Annotated in this window: 17 protein-coding genes; 11 read left to right on the forward strand and 6 right to left on the reverse strand. The window is 68.4% G+C overall.

Annotated elements, in window-relative coordinates:
- Positions 1-3: 3 nt before the first annotated feature.
- The 5 genes from ACWZHB_RS24600 to ACWZHB_RS24620 form a co-directional block, all read right to left on the reverse strand.
- Positions 4-438 (reverse strand): type II toxin-antitoxin system VapC family toxin, encoded by a 435-nt coding sequence (locus ACWZHB_RS24600; RefSeq protein ID WP_427904177.1) that lies wholly within the window; start codon positions 436-438, stop codon positions 4-6.
- The gene (locus tag ACWZHB_RS24605) at positions 435-689 is read right to left on the reverse strand and encodes a type II toxin-antitoxin system Phd/YefM family antitoxin (protein WP_427904178.1); all 255 of its coding nucleotides are present in this window, start codon (positions 687-689) and stop codon (positions 435-437) included. The genes ACWZHB_RS24600 and ACWZHB_RS24605 overlap by 4 nt, the downstream gene beginning before the upstream one ends.
- 76 nt (positions 690-765) lie before the next feature.
- Positions 766-1,191: a PPOX class F420-dependent oxidoreductase gene (locus ACWZHB_RS24610; protein ID WP_427909283.1), complete on the reverse strand. Its 426-nt coding sequence runs from the start codon at positions 1,189-1,191 to the stop codon at positions 766-768.
- A 75-nt stretch (positions 1,192-1,266) separates the two neighbouring features.
- Positions 1,267-1,884, reverse strand: coding sequence for a LuxR C-terminal-related transcriptional regulator (locus ACWZHB_RS24615; protein ID WP_427904179.1), 618 nt, complete (start codon positions 1,882-1,884; stop codon positions 1,267-1,269).
- Positions 1,881-3,176: a sensor histidine kinase gene (locus tag ACWZHB_RS24620; protein ID WP_427904180.1), complete on the reverse strand. Its 1,296-nt coding sequence runs from the start codon at positions 3,174-3,176 to the stop codon at positions 1,881-1,883. Before ACWZHB_RS24620 ends, ACWZHB_RS24615 begins: the two co-directional genes overlap by 4 nt.
- A gap of 130 nt (positions 3,177-3,306) precedes the next feature.
- Between ACWZHB_RS24620 and ACWZHB_RS24625 the strand changes: the two genes are divergently transcribed.
- The 3 genes from ACWZHB_RS24625 (at position 3,307) to ACWZHB_RS24635 (ending at position 5,649) form a co-directional block, all read left to right on the forward strand.
- On the forward strand, positions 3,307-4,347 hold the full coding sequence (locus ACWZHB_RS24625) for an ABC transporter permease (protein ID WP_427904181.1): 1,041 nt from the start codon (positions 3,307-3,309) through the stop codon (positions 4,345-4,347).
- A gap of 51 nt (positions 4,348-4,398) precedes the next feature.
- The gene (locus ACWZHB_RS24630; protein WP_427904182.1) at positions 4,399-5,115 is read left to right on the forward strand and encodes an ABC transporter ATP-binding protein; all 717 of its coding nucleotides are present in this window, start codon (positions 4,399-4,401) and stop codon (positions 5,113-5,115) included.
- Positions 5,116-5,262: 147 nt separating this feature from the next.
- Positions 5,263-5,649: an NYN domain-containing protein gene (locus ACWZHB_RS24635; protein ID WP_427904183.1), complete on the forward strand. Its 387-nt coding sequence runs from the start codon at positions 5,263-5,265 to the stop codon at positions 5,647-5,649.
- A 64-nt stretch (positions 5,650-5,713) separates the two neighbouring features.
- On the opposite strand, the gene ACWZHB_RS24640 is transcribed toward ACWZHB_RS24635, so the two are convergent.
- Positions 5,714-6,313 (reverse strand): SACE_7040 family transcriptional regulator, encoded by a 600-nt coding sequence (locus ACWZHB_RS24640; RefSeq protein WP_427904184.1) that lies wholly within the window; start codon positions 6,311-6,313, stop codon positions 5,714-5,716.
- Positions 6,314-6,400: 87 nt separating this feature from the next.
- On the opposite strand from ACWZHB_RS24640, the gene ACWZHB_RS24645 reads away from it, so the two are divergent.
- From ACWZHB_RS24645 to ACWZHB_RS24680, 8 genes are all read left to right on the forward strand, one after another.
- A complete protein-coding gene (locus ACWZHB_RS24645) occupies positions 6,401-7,999 on the forward strand; it encodes a carboxyl transferase domain-containing protein (protein WP_427904185.1) in 1,599 nt (532 codons plus the stop codon).
- Positions 8,000-8,004: 5 nt separating this feature from the next.
- A complete protein-coding gene (locus ACWZHB_RS24650; protein WP_427904186.1) occupies positions 8,005-10,134 on the forward strand; it encodes an acetyl/propionyl/methylcrotonyl-CoA carboxylase subunit alpha in 2,130 nt (709 codons plus the stop codon).
- Positions 10,131-11,291, forward strand: a complete 1,161-nt coding sequence (locus ACWZHB_RS24655; protein ID WP_427904187.1) for an acyl-CoA dehydrogenase family protein — start codon at positions 10,131-10,133, stop codon at positions 11,289-11,291. The genes ACWZHB_RS24650 and ACWZHB_RS24655 overlap by 4 nt, the downstream gene beginning before the upstream one ends.
- A 98-nt stretch (positions 11,292-11,389) precedes the next feature.
- Entirely contained in the window at positions 11,390-11,839 is a 450-nt protein-coding gene (locus ACWZHB_RS24660) for a MaoC family dehydratase (RefSeq protein ID WP_427909284.1), read from the forward strand.
- Complete coding sequence (locus ACWZHB_RS24665) at positions 11,836-12,672, forward strand: HpcH/HpaI aldolase/citrate lyase family protein (RefSeq protein WP_427904188.1); 837 nt, start codon at positions 11,836-11,838, stop codon at positions 12,670-12,672. The genes ACWZHB_RS24660 and ACWZHB_RS24665 overlap by 4 nt, the downstream gene beginning before the upstream one ends.
- A gap of 56 nt (positions 12,673-12,728) precedes the next feature.
- Positions 12,729-14,669 carry an acetoacetate--CoA ligase gene (locus ACWZHB_RS24670; protein ID WP_427904189.1) on the forward strand — a complete coding sequence of 647 codons (1,941 nt, stop codon included), beginning with the start codon at positions 12,729-12,731 and terminating at the stop codon, positions 14,667-14,669.
- 12 nt (positions 14,670-14,681) lie between these two features.
- Positions 14,682-15,896 (forward strand): TetR/AcrR family transcriptional regulator, encoded by a 1,215-nt coding sequence (locus ACWZHB_RS24675; protein WP_427904190.1) that lies wholly within the window; start codon positions 14,682-14,684, stop codon positions 15,894-15,896.
- Between the two features lie 80 nt (positions 15,897-15,976).
- Positions 15,977-17,392: a DUF1254 domain-containing protein gene (locus tag ACWZHB_RS24680; RefSeq protein WP_427904191.1), complete on the forward strand. Its 1,416-nt coding sequence runs from the start codon at positions 15,977-15,979 to the stop codon at positions 17,390-17,392.
- Positions 17,393-17,394 lie beyond the last annotated feature (2 nt).

The following is a 17,394-nucleotide window of genomic DNA, read 5'->3' on the forward strand; positions in this document are numbered from 1 at the left end:
CCGTCACTGCTCTGGCGCGTTCGAATCGAAGGTGGCGATCCCGAGCGCCTTCCATGCGGTGAGCAACTTCCCGTCACCGGAGCCGGCAACAAGATCAGGGTCCTCGAGTTGTGCGGCAGCAGCACAATGCACGGCGTCGTAGCCGCGCAATGCATACCGCTCGGCTAGGACGGCGGCCGACTGTGCCAGCTTCTCGTCCACCTCGGTGACGTTGATCTGTTGCCAGAATTCGTCCCGCAGGCGTGAGGCCGCACGGAGCTGAGGTTCGTCGAGTCGGCCCATCCGGTGTGCCTGGGCCAGCGTCGCAGCCGATTCGACATAGAGCAGCCGACACGAGACGACATCATCGGCTAGGTCCCAGAATCGTTGACACGCGGCACTACTGGGCTCGGCGACCAGCAGCGGGATGAACGCCGAAGTATCGAGGTAGCCGATCACCGGCGCTGATCATCGATCAGGTCGGAGACGATCCCACTGCCCTGCACCGGCTCCCCCGCGGGCTGCTTACGCTTTCGGGCTGGTTGAATTCGCCCCTCGGCACGCAGCTGCTCCAAGGCGGTCAGACGATCGACCGGGACGATGCGCGCGATCGGCTTCCCATGGTCGGTCACTGTCACAGTCCGGCCCGCGCGTACATCGGCCAGATGGCTGCTGAGATGGTCTCGCAGGTCCCGCACACCGATCTCCATGACGCTCCTTATTGTGGCCACAAAAGCTTCCTTCATTGTAGCCACTCAGGACGATTCTCGGCGGGATCCGCGCCCGCTAGCCCGTCATATCGAACTGTGCGATGACCTTCGTCGGCCGCAGTCGAACCACGAGCTCGCCGGGAACCCCATTGCGCTTCCCGAACGCCTCCGCCTTGTCCGGCCCCATGTACCGGGCGGCAATGGCGGTTGCCGTTCGCACGAGCTCATCGAGGTCCTCGGACAGCGTGACCGCCCCCTGCACCGCGACCAGCGCGTACGGCGGCTCCTCGAGATCGACACACAGCGCGACCCGCGGATCACGCGCGAACGCCCGCCCCTTGGCAGTGTCCTTGCCGGTGTTGAAAACCAGCTCGTCCCCCTCGACGATGAACCACACCGGTGTCACCAGCGGACGCCCATCAGCGGCAACGAACGCCACCTTGCCCGTTCGCGTTCCGTGGGAAAGAAATTCGCGCACCTTGGGATCAGACAAAGAGGCCATGCGCTCAGGGTAGGCCACCGAGGTGGCACCTCGTGGTACTGACGAACGGCCTGTCAGCGGAGTCCCGCGATGGGTTCAGATCGCGCCGGTTTCGCGGGCCGTGGCGACGGCGGAGGTGCGGGACTTCACGCCGAGTTTGGCGTAGATGTGGACGAGGTGGGACTTCACGGTGGTTTCGCTGAGGAAGAGTTGTTTGGCGATGTCGCGGTTGGAGAGGCCGGCGGCTACCAGGCGGAGGACTTCTACTTCGCGGGGGCTGAGGGTGGTGTCGGCTCGGCGGACTCTGGTCATCAGGCGGGAGGCGACGGTCGGGGAGAGGACGCTTTCGCCTGCGGCGGCGGCGCGGACGGCGGCCAGGAGTTCGGTGGGTGGGGTGTCTTTGAGGAGGTAGCCGACGGCGCCTGCTTCGATGGCGCCGAGGATGTCGGCGTCGGTGTCGTAGTTGGTGACGACGAGGACGTTCGGTGGGGCGGGGAGGGCGCGCAGGTCGGCGGTGGCGGAGGCGCCGGAGCGGCCGTCGCCGAAGCGCAGGTCCATCAGGACCAGGTCGACGGGGGTGGCGGCGCAAAAGGCTACTGCCGCATCGGCATCCGCGACATCACCGACGACGGTGATGTCGGCGGCGGCGTCGAGGAGGGCGCGCAGGCCCGCGCGGACGATGGCGTGGTCGTCGGCGAGGAGTAGGCGGATCATGAGGCTGCGCCGAGCGGGAAGGTCACGGTCACGGCGGTGTGGCCGGGCTCGGATTCGACGGTCATCGCACCACCCTGTTGCTCGACGCGGCTGCGCATGGCGGCGAGGCCGAAGGCGCCGGATCTCGGGTGACGCAACATGTTCGGCTCGATACCGATGCCGTCGTCGACGATGTCCAGGTGCGCGTCGGTGCCGTCGTAGGTGAGGGTGACCCGCATGCGCTCAGCGTGCGCGTGCTGGACCACATTGGCCACGGCGCTCTGAGCGATACGTACCAGCGCGGCCTCGATGGGCATCGGCAGTCGCTCCGGCTCCCCCTCGACGAGCAGCTGCGTGGTCAACGAAGGCGATTGTGCGCGAAGGCAAATGCGTTCCAATGCTTCGGCGAGTGACTGACCGTCCAGCGCGGCGGGCGACAATTCGTCGATGAGCCTTCGGGTTTCGGCCAGATCCCCGGCGGCGGTCTCGCGCGCGAGCCGAATACGGTCCAGCGCAGGGTGATCCGGTGCCGCCTGTTCGGCGGCGTGCAGGAGTAACTGGATACTGCTCAGCCCCTGGGCGACGGTGTCATGGATTTCCTTGGCCAGGCGCTCGCGCTCGGCGAGCTTGCCCGCGGTGCGCTCCTGTTCGGCGAGAATCGCTCTGGTGCCGATCAATTCGTCGATCAGCCGCTCCCGTTCGACCGCCTCGCGATGCAGCGCCTGATACCCGAGCCCGATTCCGATCGCTACCAACGCGCCGAGCACCGGCCCCACTACCGCGCCTGCCGACCAACCACGATGCGCCGCGAACCCGAGCACACCGACCGCCGTCGCCGACACCACCGCGACCAGACTCCACGGTCGAGGAAGCAGGTGCAGATAGAGGAAGAACAGCCCGAATGCCAGATAGACCGCGTCCGGGGTGAGCGCGAGCAAGACCAGCCACAACACGGTCAGCGCCGCCAGCCACACCCATACCGCCACCGCCCCTCGACGAGCACCGGCCGAGCTCGGCTCGCCACGATCAACACCGCGAGCCACCGATCGCTGGCCCGGCGCAGCCGACGTTCCCTCGACCGGCACCCCCGAAGCAGCCCCAGCCCGATCCTCTTGCGCACGGGAGAGAGGGAACTCGGTCCCCGCGAAATAGAGCAGCAACCACACCGCCGTCAGCGCGACCACCGCGATACCGTGCCCGCCACCGCCGGGCAGCAACGCGCGCACCGCGACCACCACAGCCAGCACCGTCACCAGCACATGCAGGCCGAGGCGCAGGGTGGTGACCACCGGGGTCAGGGGGGACGAATGCACGCTGACCAGCTTATGTGCGGCAACCACGCGGGCATCCATCGAAAGAAGTAAACGCCGCCAGACCTTGGTTGGACGGCGTTTCGTGCGCCGGTGCGATGGCGTGGACCGGCGCGAAGGACAGAGTGGAGTCATGTTCGTCGCACTCCGAGATCTGCGGGCCGCCCGCGGCCGCTTCCTGCTCATCACCACCATCGTGCTGCTGGTGGCGGTGCTGGTGAGCTTCCTCAGTGGCCTCACCGCCGGGCTGGCGCACCAGAATATCTCCGCTGTCCAGGGGATCGATGCCGACCAGGTCGTTTTCGCGGAGACCGGGGCCGACCCGTCGTTCGACTCGTCGGTGCTCACCGAGCAGCAGCTCGCGCAGTGGCAATCGGCGGACGCGACCCCGATCGGCATCTCGCGCACCAGGGCCGAGCACGCCGGTGCCAGCCCGACACAGGTCGCGTTGTTCGGCGGCGACCCATCAGCGTTCAGCAACCGTCCTGCTACCGAACCCGGTGCGGTGGTACTGAGTTCGGCCGCGGCTCGTGAACTGTCCGCGGGCACCGGCGATGTCGTCCTGCTGGCGGGCCACGAGTTCACCGTCGCCGATGTAGCCGGTGACGAGTGGTACAGCCACACCCCCGTGATCTGGACGAGCATGCAGGACTGGCAGGCGGCCAGCCCGCGCGGCGGTGCCGCGACCGTGCTCGCGGTGACCGGCGATGTCCCCGGCGGCCTCGACGCCGAAGCCGGAACACACTCGCTGCCCGCGAAAGACGCCGTCCAAGCGATCGGCTCCTACCAGGCCGAGAACAGCTCACTCACCCTGATGACCGTGCTGCTGTTCGCCATCTCGGCCCTGGTGATCGGCGCCTTCTTCACGGTCTGGACCGTCCAGCGTCAACCCGACATCGCCACCTTGAAAGCCCTCGGCGCGACCACCGGCTCACTGGTTCGCGATGCCCTCGCCCAAGCCGCGATCGTCCTGACCGCCGGTGTCACGGCGGGCCTCGCGATCACCGCCGTCGCCTCACTATTCCTAGGCGACGCAATGCCTTTCGTGCTCAGCCCGGCGACGACCTTGGTACCCGCGCTGGCCCTGATCGCCCTCGGCCTGGTCGGCGCCGCTGTCGCCCTGCGCTTCCTGTTCACCACCGACCCACTGATCGCGCTCGGCGCGACCCGCTGACAACCGTCGCCCGCACCGGCAGCTCAGCGCGATAGAACCGAAGGACCGACTGTGGCAATCACTCTCACCGACGTGACCCTCACCTACCCCGACGGCACCGACCGTCTCACCGCCCTCGACCGGGTGAACCTGCACGTCCCCGGCGGCACCATCGCCGCGGTGACCGGCGCGTCCGGCTCGGGAAAGTCGAGTCTGCTCGCCGTCGCCGCGACCCTGATCCGGCCCGATTCGGGCACCGTCGTGCTCGAAACAGACTCGGCCACCACGGATCTCGTCACGCTGAGCCGCCGAGCGGCCGCCACAGCTCGCCGGAACTCGATGGGCATCGTGTTCCAGCAGCCGAATCTCATCCCGTCGCTCACCGCTGTCGAGCAGCTGGAGGTGACCGCCCGCCTCGGCGGCCCGAAGCGGGCATCGCGGAGCGAAACCAGCACCCGCGCACAGGAACTCCTCGAAGCGGTAGGCCTGGCCGAACACGCGCACAAACGCCCGGCCCAGCTCTCCGGCGGACAACGCCAACGCGTCAACATCGCCCGAGCCCTCATGAACGACCCCGCCCTACTCGTAGTCGACGAACCCACCAGCGCGCTGGACTCCGAACGCGGCGCCGCCATCATCGCCCTGATCACCACAATCGCCCGCGACCATCAGGCCGCCACGATCCTCGTCACCCATGACCCCACCCACCTGCACCGCATGGACGCCGTCTACCGCATGACCGACGGCCGCCTCACCCCGCTCGCCACCCCCGTCCCCGCGGACGCGTAACCCGATTCTGTGGTGGCGTCCGCCTACCGGGCGATGCGCACGTGAGAGCGCGGTGCTCGAGCGTCCGCGGTCGGGCGAGACCGCGTGGTGCCGACGATTCGGCCGCCCGTCGCGGACCGGGCCCCCGACGGCGGGCAGACTGGACCGATGAGCGATCCGAGGCATCTCATCGTGGTGGACGCGGCCAACGTGATCGGCTCTCGCGCCAACGGATGGTGGAAGGACCGTGCAGGCGCCGCGCGCAGGTTCCTCGCCGACGTGGCGAACCTGACGACCAGCCTGCCCGCTGACACCGAGATCACCGTCGTCCTCGAGGGTGCCGCCAAGGCCGCCGCCGACGCACCCGGCGCACCGCGCATGACCGTGGTGCTCGCCGAGCGGTCCGGTGACGACAAGATCGTCGACGTGGTCGCCGGAACGAACTCCCACGAGCAGATCACCGTCGTCACCGCCGACCGAGAGCTCCGCGGCCGAGTGGCAGCCCACGGCGCCGAAACCGTCGGTCCTGGCTGGCTGTGGAGTCAGCTCGACTGACCGCACCGCCGCTGATCGCCGACCGCGCCCCGCCTCGACACGGCAGGCGCCGGATCGGCGCGAACTAGCCGGCCGAGAGCGCCGCCAACGCCATCTGGCGCAGCACCGGACGGGCCCTCGACGCGCTCGCCGCTGACGCGCTGTGCGGGGTCGAGTTGATCAGGCCGAACGCCGCGTGGGCCTGGATGCGGGCGGTTTCCTCGGGGAGTCCGGGATTCAGTTCACGCAGGACGCCGACCCAGATCTCGACGTAGTGGCGCTGGGTGCGGCGCAGGATGCGGCGTTCGTTGGCCGGGACGTTGTCGAGGTCGCGGTCCTGGATGCGGATGAGCTCGGGGTTGCCGAAGGCGAAGTCGAGGTGGAAGTCGACCAGCGCGGTGAGCGCTGTCGCGGCCGACGACGAATCCTCGACGACGGCGCGACCGCCCGAGAGCAGACGCTCACTGACTCCGACCAGGAGTTCGACCAGCAGTGCCTCTTTGTTCGCGAAGTGGCGGTAGACGGCGGGACCGCTGATGCCGACCGCCGCGCCGAGGTCGTCGAGGCGCACGCCGAAGAAGCCGCGGTCGGCGATCAGCCGGGCGCCCGAGGCCAGCAACTGTTCACGACGCTGGGCCTTGAGCTGCTCGCGGCGGGTCACCTGAACCGGCTCGGTAGTCGACATCGTGGCAGCCCCCTCTGGACAACTTGGTTAGTCAAGATTAACCTGAATTTCAGTTATTAGCGACTAACCGAATGAGAGAATGGCGCGATGACGGTTACGCATGAAACCGAAGCCACCGTGACGAGCAACCGGGACGCGCACGGCGCCCTGGTCGCGGATCTGCGGCAGCGGCTGGCCACGGCCGCGCTCGGTGGTCCGCAGAAGTCCCGCGAACGGCACGTGGCCAGGGGCAAGCTGCTCCCCCGCGAGCGGGTCGAGCAGCTGCTCGACCCGGGCAGCCCGTTCCTCGAGATCGCGCCACTGGCCGGCAACGGCATGTACGGCGACGAGTGCCCGGGCGCGGGCATGATCGCCGGCATCGGCCGCATCTCGGGCCGCGAGTGCCTGGTCCTGGCCAACGACGCGACGGTCAAGGGCGGCACGTACTACCCGATCTCGGTGAAGAAGCACCTGCGCGCGCAAGAAGTGGCCGCGCAGAACAACCTGCCGTGTGTGTATCTGGTGGACTCCGGCGGCGCCTTCCTGCCGCACCAGGACGAGGTGTTCCCCGACCGCGAGCACTTCGGCCGCATCTTCTACAACCAGGCGAACATGAGCGCCAAGGGCATCGCCCAGATCGCGGCGGTGATGGGCTCGTGCACCGCGGGCGGCGCGTATGTGCCCGCGATGGCCGACGAGGCCGTCATCGTGCGTGATCAGGGCACCATCTTCCTCGGCGGCCCGCCGCTGGTGAAGGCCGCGACCGGTGAGGTCGTCACCGCCGAGGAGCTCGGCGGCGGCCTGCTGCATTCGCGAACCTCCGGCGTCACCGACCACCTGGCCGACGACGATCGCGACGCGCTGCGCATCGTCCGCAAGATCGTCGGCACGCTCGGCCCGAAGCCCGAGACGCCGTGGGAGGTGCTGGCGAGCACCCCGCCCGCCAAGCCCGAGGGCGAGCTCTACGACGTGGTCCCGGTCGACCCGCGCACGCCGTACGACGTGCGCGAGGTGATCGATCGGATCGTCGACGGCGAGGCCGGATTCCACGAGTTCAAGGCCGAATACGGCAAGACCCTGGTCACCGGGTTCGCCCGCATCCACGGCCATCCGGTCGGCATCGTCGCCAACAACGGCGTGCTGTTCGCCGAGTCCGCCATGAAGGGCGCGCATTTCATCGAACTGTGCGACAAGCGCAAGATCCCGCTGCTGTTCCTGCAGAACATCACCGGATTCATGGTCGGGCGCGACTACGAGGCGGGCGGCATCGCCAAGCACGGCGCGAAGATGGTCACCGCGGTGGCGTGCGCGCGGGTGCCGAAGCTGACCGTGGTGATCGGCGGCTCCTACGGCGCGGGCAACTACTCCATGTGCGGGCGCGCGTATTCGCCGCGCTTCCTGTGGATGTGGCCGAACGCGCGCATCTCGGTGATGGGTGGCGAGCAGGCAGCCTCGGTGCTGTCGACGGTGCGCGGCGATCAGCTCGACAGCGCGGGCAAGCCGTGGTCCGAGGCGGATCAGGAGGCCTTCAAGGCGCCGATCCGGGACCAGTACGAGACCCAGGGCAACCCCTACTATTCGACGGCGCGGATCTGGGACGACGGCGTCATCGCGCCCACCGACACCAGAACCGTGCTCGGCCTTGCCCTTTCGGTGTGCGCGCAAGCGCCGCTCGAACCCGTTTCCTACGGCGTCTTCCGGATGTGAGCGATATGCTGAACAAGAACCACCCCATCGAATTCGACACCGTCCTGGTCGCCAACCGCGGCGAGATCGCGGTGCGTGTGATCAAGACCCTGCGCGCCATGGGCATTCGCTCGGTCGCGGTGTACAGCGATGCCGACGCGGGCGCGCGCCACGTGCGTGAGGCCGATGTCGCGGTGCGCCTCGGACCGGCGCCCGCGCGCGAGAGCTACCTGTCGATCGAGAAGGTCGTCGACGCCGCTGTTCGTTCGGGCGCGCAGGCGGTGCATCCGGGTTACGGCTTCCTGTCGGAGAATTCGGCCTTCGCGGCGGCCCTGGCCGACGCGGGCATCGTGTTCCTCGGGCCGCCCGCGAAGGCCATCGAGGTGATGGGCGACAAGATCACCGCGAAGAAGACGGTGACGGCGTTCGGGGTCCCGGTGGTGCCCGGCATCGCCGAACCGGGTCTGACCGATGACCAATTGATCGCCGCGGCAACGGAAATCGGCTACCCCGTGCTGGTGAAGCCGTCCGCCGGTGGTGGCGGCAAGGGCATGCGCCGGGTCACCGACCCCGCCGACCTGCCTGCCGCGTTGGTGAGCGCCAGGCGCGAAGCCGGTGCGTCGTTCGGCGACGACACCCTGTTCCTCGAGCGGTTCGTCAACCGGCCCCGCCACATCGAGGTGCAGGTCCTGGCCGACAAGTTCGGCAATGTGGTGCACCTGGGTGAGCGCGAATGCAGCTTGCAGCGCAGGCATCAGAAGGTGATCGAGGAAGCTCCGTCGCCGCTGCTGGACGCGCAGACCAGGGCCCGGATCGGCACTGCGGCCTGCAACACCGCCCGCAGCGTGGACTATGTGGGCGCGGGCACCGTGGAGTTCATCGTCTCGGCCGATCAGCCCGACGAGTTCTTCTTCATGGAGATGAATACCCGTCTGCAGGTGGAACATCCGGTCACCGAGATGGTCACCGGCGTCGACCTGGTCGAGTGCCAGGTGCGGGTCGCCGCGGGCCAGAAACTGGCGCGCACGCAGGACGAGATCCACCTGGTCGGGCATGCCGTCGAGGCGCGCGTCTACGCGGAGGACCCGAGCCGTGGATTCCTGCCGACCGGCGGCACCGTGCTCGCGCTGTCGGAGCCGGAAGGCGCCGGTGTGCGGGTGGATTCGGGCCTGTCGGTCGGCACCGCGGTCGGCAGCGATTACGACCCGATGCTGTCGAAGGTGATCGCGCGCGGCTCCACTCGTGCCGAGGCACTCGCCGCGCTGGACCGCGCGCTGGAACAGACCGTGCTGCTCGGCGTGACGAGCAATATCGAGTTCCTGCGGTTCCTGCTGGCCGACGACGACGTGCAGGCGGGCCGCCTCGACACCGCGCTGCTGGATCGCCGCGTCGCCGACTTCGTGGCCGCCGAGGTCACCGACGACGAATTCATCGCCGCCGCAGCGCATCACTGGTTGCGGCGCTGGCCCGCGACCGGCGGCGATCCGTGGTCGTCGCCCTCGGGATGGCGACTCGGCGCACCGGCCCCGACGTCGATCAGACTGTCCGCGGGCGACCAGGCGCGCCACGTCTTCATCACTGGCACACCGGCTTCGGCGACAGTGTGGCTGGACGCACCGGAGTCCGGCGCCGCGACTTCGAGTCGGCCGGAGCCGCGCACACTCACCGCCACCGCCACGGCCGACGGTCTCGCGGCGACGCTCGACGGGCTGCGGCGCGACTACCGCATCGCCGAGGCCGACGGGCAGCTGTGGGTGAGCCACGGCGGCGCGCTCGCTGTCCTGCGCGAGGTCGCCGAGGCGGCGGTCCGTGGCGATGCCGCCCACGTGGGTGACGCCGAAATCCGCAGTCCCATGCCGGGTTCGGTGATCGCGACACCGGTCGAGAACGGCGCGACCGTCGCCGTCGGTGATCCGGTGATCGTGATCGAGGCCATGAAGATGGAGCACGCGCTCACCGCGCCGGTGGCAGGCACGGTGGAGGTGCTCGCCGCGCCGGGTGCCCAGGTGAAGCTGGACCAGGTGCTGGTGCGCGTCGTCGCCCATCCCGCCGAAGCCATCGATGCGAACCCCGGCGACCCCGCCGAAACCGACACGGCCGTGGCGGTTTCCACGGCCACATTGCCCGATACCGAGCGCGAAGGAACCCCCGCATGACCGACTACCTGTCCACCGGTTCGCTGCCGGAGGAATATCGCCAGCTCGCACTCACCGTGCGCGATTTCGCCAACCAGGTCGTCGCGCCGGTGTCGGCGAAACACGATGCCGAACACAGCTTTCCGTACGAGGTCGTGGCGGGCATGGCGGAGATGGGACTGTTCGGCCTGCCGTTCCCCGAGGAGTTCGGCGGCATGGGCGGCGACTACTTCGCGCTGTGCCTGGCACTCGAGGAACTGGGCAAGATCGACCAGAGCGTGGCCATCACCCTCGAAGCGGGAGTGTCGCTCGGCGCAATGCCGATCTACCGCTTCGGCAACGACAAGCAGCGCACCGAATGGCTGCCGCAGCTCACCAGTGGACAGGCGCTGGCGGGCTTCGGACTCACCGAACCGGATGCGGGTAGCGACGCGGGCGGCACCAGGACCACCGCGGTGCAGGACGGCGAGAGCTGGGTGATCAACGGCAGCAAGCAGTTCATCACCAACTCCGGCACCGACATCACCCGCCTGGTCACCGTCACCGCGGTCACCGGGCAGACAGGCGGCAAGAAGGAGATCTCCACCATCCTGGTGCCGACCGCCACGCCGGGCTTCGTGGCCGAGCCCGCCTACAACAAGGTCGGCTGGAACGCCTCCGACACCCACCCGCTGAGCCTCACCGACGTGCGGGTGCCGCAGGAGAACCTGCTCGGCGAGCGCGGTCGCGGCTACGCCAACTTCCTGCGGATCCTCGACGAGGGCCGCATCGCCATCGCCGCGCTGGCCGTCGGCGCCGCGCAGGGCTGTGTCGACGAGAGCGTGCGCTACGCGGGCGAGCGCCAGGCCTTCGGACAGGCGATCGGCCGCAACCAGGCCATCGCGTTCAAGATCGCCCGGATGGAGGCACGGGCCCACGTCGCGCGCACCGCCTACTACGACGCCGCCGCGCTGATGCTGGCGGGCAAGCCGTTCAAGAAGGCCGCGTCGATCGCGAAGATGGTCGCCAGCGAGGCCGCGATGGACAACGCCCGCGACGCCACCCAGATCTTCGGCGGCAACGGCTTCATGAATGACTACCCGGTGTCCAGGCACTACCGTGACAGCAAGATCCTGGAAATCGGCGAGGGCACCACGGAGGTACAGCTGATGCTGATCGCACGGGAGCTGGGTCTGTGAGCGCGCCTGATCACGGCGGCCCGGAGGCGGCAGCGGAGCGTGACCACGCAGGGCCTCGAGAGCAGGCGCCGACAACACAGCGGGTCGTCCAGCGCGGACTGTGGTTCGAGGAGTTCGAGATCGGCACGATCTACGAGCACCGGCCCGGCCGCACCATCACCGAGGCCGACAATGTCCTGTTCACCACGCTGACGATGAACACCCAGGCCCTGCACCTGGACGCGGCCTTCGCCGACGCGCAGCCGCCGTTCAACCAGCGCCTGGTGAATTCGATGTTCACGCTGTCGACACTGGTCGGGCTCTCCGTCGCCCAGCTCACCCAGGGCACGCTGGTGGCCAACCTCGGCTTCTCCGAGATGACCGTGCCCGCGCCACTGTTCCACGGCGACACCATGTACGCGGAAACGCTGGTCACCGACAAGCGGGAATCCAAGAGCCGCCCGGGTGAGGGGATCGTCAGCCTGGCGCACACCGCGCGTAACCAGAACGGGGTCGTGGTGGCGACCGCCGTTCGCCAGACCCTCGTCCGAAAGGCGCCCGCCGCGTGAGCAACCGACCCCCCACCGAATCCTGGCAGCCGAGTGGACCCGCGTGGCTGTTCTGCCCGGCGGACCGCCCTGAGCGTTTCGCCAAGGCCGCCGCGGTGGCCGATGTGGTGATTCTCGACCTCGAGGACGGAGTGGCGGCGGCGGACAAGGCTGCCGCTCGGCAGGCGCTGATCGACACCCCGCTAGACCCGCGGCACACCGTGATTCGCGTCAACGCCGCCGACACCGACGAGTACGCGGCCGATCTGGCAGCGCTCGCGCAGACCGGTTATCGCCGGGTCATGCTGCCCAAATGCGAATCGGCCGAACAGGTTCGGACCCTCGATGGCTACGAAGTGATCGTGCTGGTCGAATCGCCGCTCGGTGCGGTGCGGATCACCGAGTCGGTGCAAGCCGGCAATGCCATCGGCGTGATGTGGGGCGCCGAGGATCTGGTCGCCGGGCTCGGTGGCAATTCGAGCAGGCATGCCGACGGCGGTTACCGCGATGTCGCTCGCCAGGTGCGATCGGCGACACTACTGGCGGCCAAGGCATTCGGTCGCTTCGCGCTGGACTCGGTGTATCTGAACATCAAGGATCTCGAAGGCCTCGCCGCGGAGACGAGCGACGCGGTCGCCGTCGGATTCGACGCCAAGGTCGCCATCCACCCGAGTCAGGTCGCCGTGATCCGCGACGGCTACGCGCCCGACCCCGCCGAGCTCGACTGGGCGCGCCGGGTGCTGGCGGAAGTGCCCGACCACCGTGGCGTCTTCGCGTTCGAGGGTCGTATGGTCGACGCGCCGGTACTCCGGCATGCCGAACAGATCGTCCGCCGCGCGGGCGTGCCCAGCTGATCATCGGGTAACCATCTCCCGATACCCGCAGTAGTCCAGTTCGAGGAGGACATCCGGTGCAACCGCAATGGGTACCGAGCGCACACGACGTCGCATCGGCCCGAATCACCGACTTCGCCACCTTCGTCACCGCGCGAACCGGCGACGAATACCCGGACTACCAGGCCCTGTGGCAGTGGTCGGTGGATGACATCGCCGGCTTCTGGCAGGCCGTGTGGGACTACTTCGAGCTCGGCGAGACCGCCGGTGAGGTCCTCGGTTCGCGGGCGATGCCGGGTGCCGAGTGGTTCCCCGGAACGCGGCTGAACTATGTCGACCAGATCATCCGGATGGCCCAGTTCGGCCGCCCCGCGGTCATCGCGCTGCACGAGGACGCCGAGCCGAGGGAGGTGTCGTGGGCCGAATTGATCGAGCAGGTCACGGTTTTCGCGCGCACCTTGCGTGAACAGGGCGTAGAGGCAGGCGACCGGGTGGTCGGCTACCTGCCCAATATCCCGGAGGCGATCGTCGCCTTCCTCGCCACCGCCAGCATCGGCGCGGTGTGGAGTGCCTGCGGCCAGGACTACTCCGCGAAGGCCGCACTCGACCGGCTCGGCCAGCTCGACCCGACGGTGCTTGTCACCGCCGACGGCTACCGCTTCGGCGGCCGGGAACACGACAAGCGGGCCGACATCGCCGCCTTGCAGGACGGCTTGAACCTGCGTGCGACCGTGGTGGTCTCGCAGCTCGGACTCGACGTGCCCGACTCGCTGTCGTGGACGGACTCGGTAGCCGATGCCGGGCTCGGTGTCATCGAAACCGTCCCCGTCGATTTCGATCATCCGCTGTGGATCGTCTTCTCCTCCGGCACCACCGGACTGCCGAAGGGCATCGTGCACGGCCACGGCGGCGTGCTGCTCGAACATCTGAAAGCCGTAGCGCTGCAATCGAACATGGGCCCGGAGGACACGTTCTTCTGGTACACCAGCCCGAGCTGGATGATGTGGAACTTCCAGGTAGCGGGTCTGCTGACCGGCACCACAGTGGTCACCTACGACGGCAGCCCGACAGCGGGCGGTCCGGATGCCCTGTGGCGCATCACCGCTCAGGTGGGCGCCACCGTGTTCGGCACCAGCCCCGGCTATGTCCTCGGCTGCATCAAGGCCGGCTCGGTGCCACGCGCCGACCACGACCTGTCGGCCCTGCGTTCGGTGGGCATCACCGGTTCGGCGCTACCGGTTTCGAGTGCGCTGTGGTTGAACGAGAATGCGGGCGAGCATGTTCAGGTGAGCTCGATCAGCGGCGGCACCGACGTGGTGTCGGCGTTCGTCGGCGGCGCACCGACCGTGCCGGTGTGGCCCGGTGAACTGTCGGCGCCGTATCTCGGCGTCGCACTCGATGCCTTCGACGAGCAGGGCGACTCTGTGCGCGGCGAGGTCGGCGAGCTGGTGGTCACCGCACCCATGCCGTCGATGCCGGTCCACTTCTGGCGCGACGACGACGGAAAGCGCTATCACGCCGCCTATTTCGACACCTATCCCGGCGTGTGGCGCCACGGCGACTGGATCACCCGCACCGAACACGGCAGCATCGTCGTGCACGGCCGCTCCGATTCCACCCTCAACCGCCACGGCATCCGCATGGGCAGCGCCGACATCTACCAGGTCGTCGAACAGTTCCCGGAAATCGCCGAGGCCTTGGTGATCGGCGCCGAACAACCCGACGGCGGCTACTGGATGCCCCTGTTCGTCGTGCTCGCCCCCGGCGCCGAGCTCACCGAGGACCTGAAATCCCGCCTGTCCACCGCGATCCGCACCGAGGTGTCCCCCCGCCACGTCCCCGACGAGATCCGCGAAGCCCCCGGCATCCCGCACACCCGCACCGGCAAGAAACTGGAAGTCCCCATCAAGAAACTCTTCCAGGGCGCCGACCCCGCCCGCGTCGTCGAACGCAGCGCCGTCGACGACCCCGCACTCCTCGACTGGTATGCCCGGATAACCCCGCCCGACAAGGGCTAATACACTTCCCACATGAATGTCAGCGAGTCTCGTGGGGCGCGTGGGGTAGCTGGGACTGAAGTTCGGCGTCGGCCGAAGAATCGCCGGGCGCAGATCGCGGCGTCGTCGGCGGTGGCGTTCGGGGCCGCCGGGTACCACGGCGTGAGCATGGAGGACATCGCGTCCGGGCTGGGGATCAGTTCGGCCGCGCTGTATCGGCACTACCCCAGTAAGTACGCGTTGTTCCGGGAGGAGTTACTTCGGGTCGGGCAGGCCTTCACCGCGTCGATCGTGGTGTCGGCGCAGGACACGCTGCCCGCGGCACAACGGTTGCGGTACATACTGACCGGGCTGATCGGCGCGACCGTCGAGAATCGGGCGACGGTGCGGTTGGTGCGATGGGAGGGCCGCTACCTCGAACCAGCCGATCGTGTGGTGCTCGATGAACAGCAGAGTTCGGTGCTGGTGGCGCTCGACGAGCAACTGGCCGTCTTGCGTCCCGAATTGACCACGGCGGAACTGCGAATGATCTCCACGGCGATGCTCGGTGTCGTCACCAGCATCGCCGATCATCACGCCGCGCTGCCCGTTCGCACGCTGAACAAACTGCTCGGCTCAGCGGGTATGGCATTGACCGATAGTGAATTGCCCCCTGCCGCAACAGTGCCGGAGCAGGGCGTCCGTGCCGAGATTCCGGCCTCGTTCAAACATGAACTGCTGCTGCGTAAAGCGGTGGAGCTGTTTCACATCCGCGGTTATCCGAATGTCAGCGTGGAGGACATCGCCTCGGCGGCGGGATTGTCGGCGGCATCGGCGGTGTACCGGTTCTATCGGGGCAAGAGCGATATCCTCGCTGCCGCGTTCCGGCGGGCGGCGGACCGGGTGTCCGGGGCGATCGGGCCCGCCGTGGCGAGCACGCCCGACAGCGGCGCGGCGCTGGGTGTGCTGGTCGAGCAGTTCGTCGCCGACACCTTCGACGAGCGAGCCCTCGCCGTGGTCTACTACGCCGAATTCGGGCACGTGCCCGCCGAGGAACGCGCGGTCCTGCGCAATATCCAGCGGTTGAGCGTGCAGGAATGGGCGCGGCTGGTGCGCGACATGCGGCCGGAGCTGACCGCTGCCGAGGCGCGATTCCTGGTACACGCGGCGTTCGCGATGGTCATCGACCTCGGTCAGGAGTTCGGCGACAACCCGATCGCGGGCCGGGCCAGGGTCGGCTTCCTGATGCGGCGGGTGCTGCTCGGTTGAGCAGTTCACCCGTCGCGGATGAGGCGGCCTGTTCCTGACGCGACATACGCTCGGCGATCAGGCCGTCGAACGGAGCGTGTATGGATCCACGCGCGGGTGCGCTGACCAGGCGATCGCTGCTGGGTCTCGGTGCCGCGGCAGCCGCCGCGGCCGTGCTGCCGGGGTGTAGCGACCAGTCGGTGCGCCTGCCGGTCCACACAACCGACCGCCCGGACGTGCTCGCGCTGGCCACCGACGCCTACGTCTTCGGCTACCCGATGATGCTGCTCGACATCATGCGCGCGGCGAGCGGGCCGACCAACACCATCGATCACAGTGTTCTCCCCGATCCCAACGATCGCGGGGTGGCCCGGCTCAGCCACGACATGGTGTATTCACAGGCATGGCTCGATCTCACCGAAGAGCCGATGGTGCTGCAGATCCCGGGAATGGAGCCCGACCGGTTCTGGCTGTTCCAGCTGATCGACGGGTGGGCCAACACCGAACACGACCTGACGAGCAAGACCCCACGAACCACCGTCGACGCCGACGGTCCACCGTTCACCTACATCCTCACCGGCCCGCAGTGGGCCGGGGAACTGCCGGCGCAGATGACACGGCTGCACATGCCGTCGACGCTGTGCACGATCGTGGGGCGGATCCAGATCAACGGTGTCCAGGACGCGCCGAAGGTCAACGAATTGCAGCAGCAGATCAAACTGATCCCGCTCAGCGCTTGGAAACGCGGCGACCTCGACGCCACGGTCAGCCGCGTTCACCCGATCGACCGTGGCACCGAACCGCCGGCGAAACGAATCGCCGCCCTGGACGGCCGCACCTATCTCAACCGCCTGTGCCGGCTGATGCTGACCGATCCGCCCGCCGCCGCCGACGCACCCTTGATGGCCGAACTGGCCAAGATCGAGATACAACCCGGCGGGGTCGTCGACGACCGACCCGCCGACATCCTCGACGAAGCGGTCCGCCAGGGACAGCGTCGCATCGCCGACTGGACCGACCCGACCGCCCGCTCGGTCAACGGCTGGGAAATCCCCATCGACCTCGGTACCTTCGGCACCGACTACCTCCGCCGCGCGGCCACCACCAGACGCTCCCCCGGCCTCGCCCCCATCCGCGACATCCTCTACGGGAACCTGGACGCCCCCGCCACCGACGAGCGAGGCGCCCCGTACCGGTACCGAATCCGCTTCGCACCGGGCACCTGGCCCCCCGTCGACGCCTTCGCCTCGATCACCGCCTACGACACCCAAGGTCTCCTGGTCCCCAACCCCGAGCAGATCTACTCGGTAGGCCACGTCCCCCGGGTAGTCGCCGCCCCCGACGGTTCCGTGGAACTAGCCATCCAGCAACAGGACCCCCGCCCGTCCGTCCCCACCGGCAACTGGCTCCCCATCCCACCGACCGGCGACTTCTCCCTCACCCTGCGCCTCTACGCCCCTCGCGGGGAGGCTATCGACGGAAAGTGGGAGCCACCACCGCTGACCAGAATCGACTGAGT

This window comes from Nocardia sp. FBN12 (genome assembly GCF_054031145.1).

Coding starts and splice junctions, on each gene's coding strand:
- ACWZHB_RS24650 (WP_427904186.1), top strand. CDS start 8,005: ATGCTGAACAAGAACCACCCCATCGAATTCGACACCGTCCTGGTCGCC.
- ACWZHB_RS24675 (WP_427904190.1), top strand. CDS start 14,682: ATGAATGTCAGCGAGTCTCGTGGGGCGCGTGGGGTAGCTGGGACTGAA.
- ACWZHB_RS24655 (WP_427904187.1), top strand. CDS start 10,131: ATGACCGACTACCTGTCCACCGGTTCGCTGCCGGAGGAATATCGCCAG.
- ACWZHB_RS24615 (WP_427904179.1), bottom strand. CDS start 1,884: ATGATCCGCCTACTCCTCGCCGACGACCACGCCATCGTCCGCGCGGGC.
- ACWZHB_RS24635 (WP_427904183.1), top strand. CDS start 5,263: ATGAGCGATCCGAGGCATCTCATCGTGGTGGACGCGGCCAACGTGATC.
- ACWZHB_RS24640 (WP_427904184.1), bottom strand. CDS start 6,313: ATGTCGACTACCGAGCCGGTTCAGGTGACCCGCCGCGAGCAGCTCAAG.
- ACWZHB_RS24680 (WP_427904191.1), top strand. CDS start 15,977: ATGGATCCACGCGCGGGTGCGCTGACCAGGCGATCGCTGCTGGGTCTC.
- ACWZHB_RS24605 (WP_427904178.1), bottom strand. CDS start 689: ATGGAGATCGGTGTGCGGGACCTGCGAGACCATCTCAGCAGCCATCTG.
- ACWZHB_RS24625 (WP_427904181.1), top strand. CDS start 3,307: ATGTTCGTCGCACTCCGAGATCTGCGGGCCGCCCGCGGCCGCTTCCTG.
- ACWZHB_RS24645 (WP_427904185.1), top strand. CDS start 6,401: ATGACGGTTACGCATGAAACCGAAGCCACCGTGACGAGCAACCGGGAC.
- ACWZHB_RS24610 (WP_427909283.1), bottom strand. CDS start 1,191: ATGGCCTCTTTGTCTGATCCCAAGGTGCGCGAATTTCTTTCCCACGGA.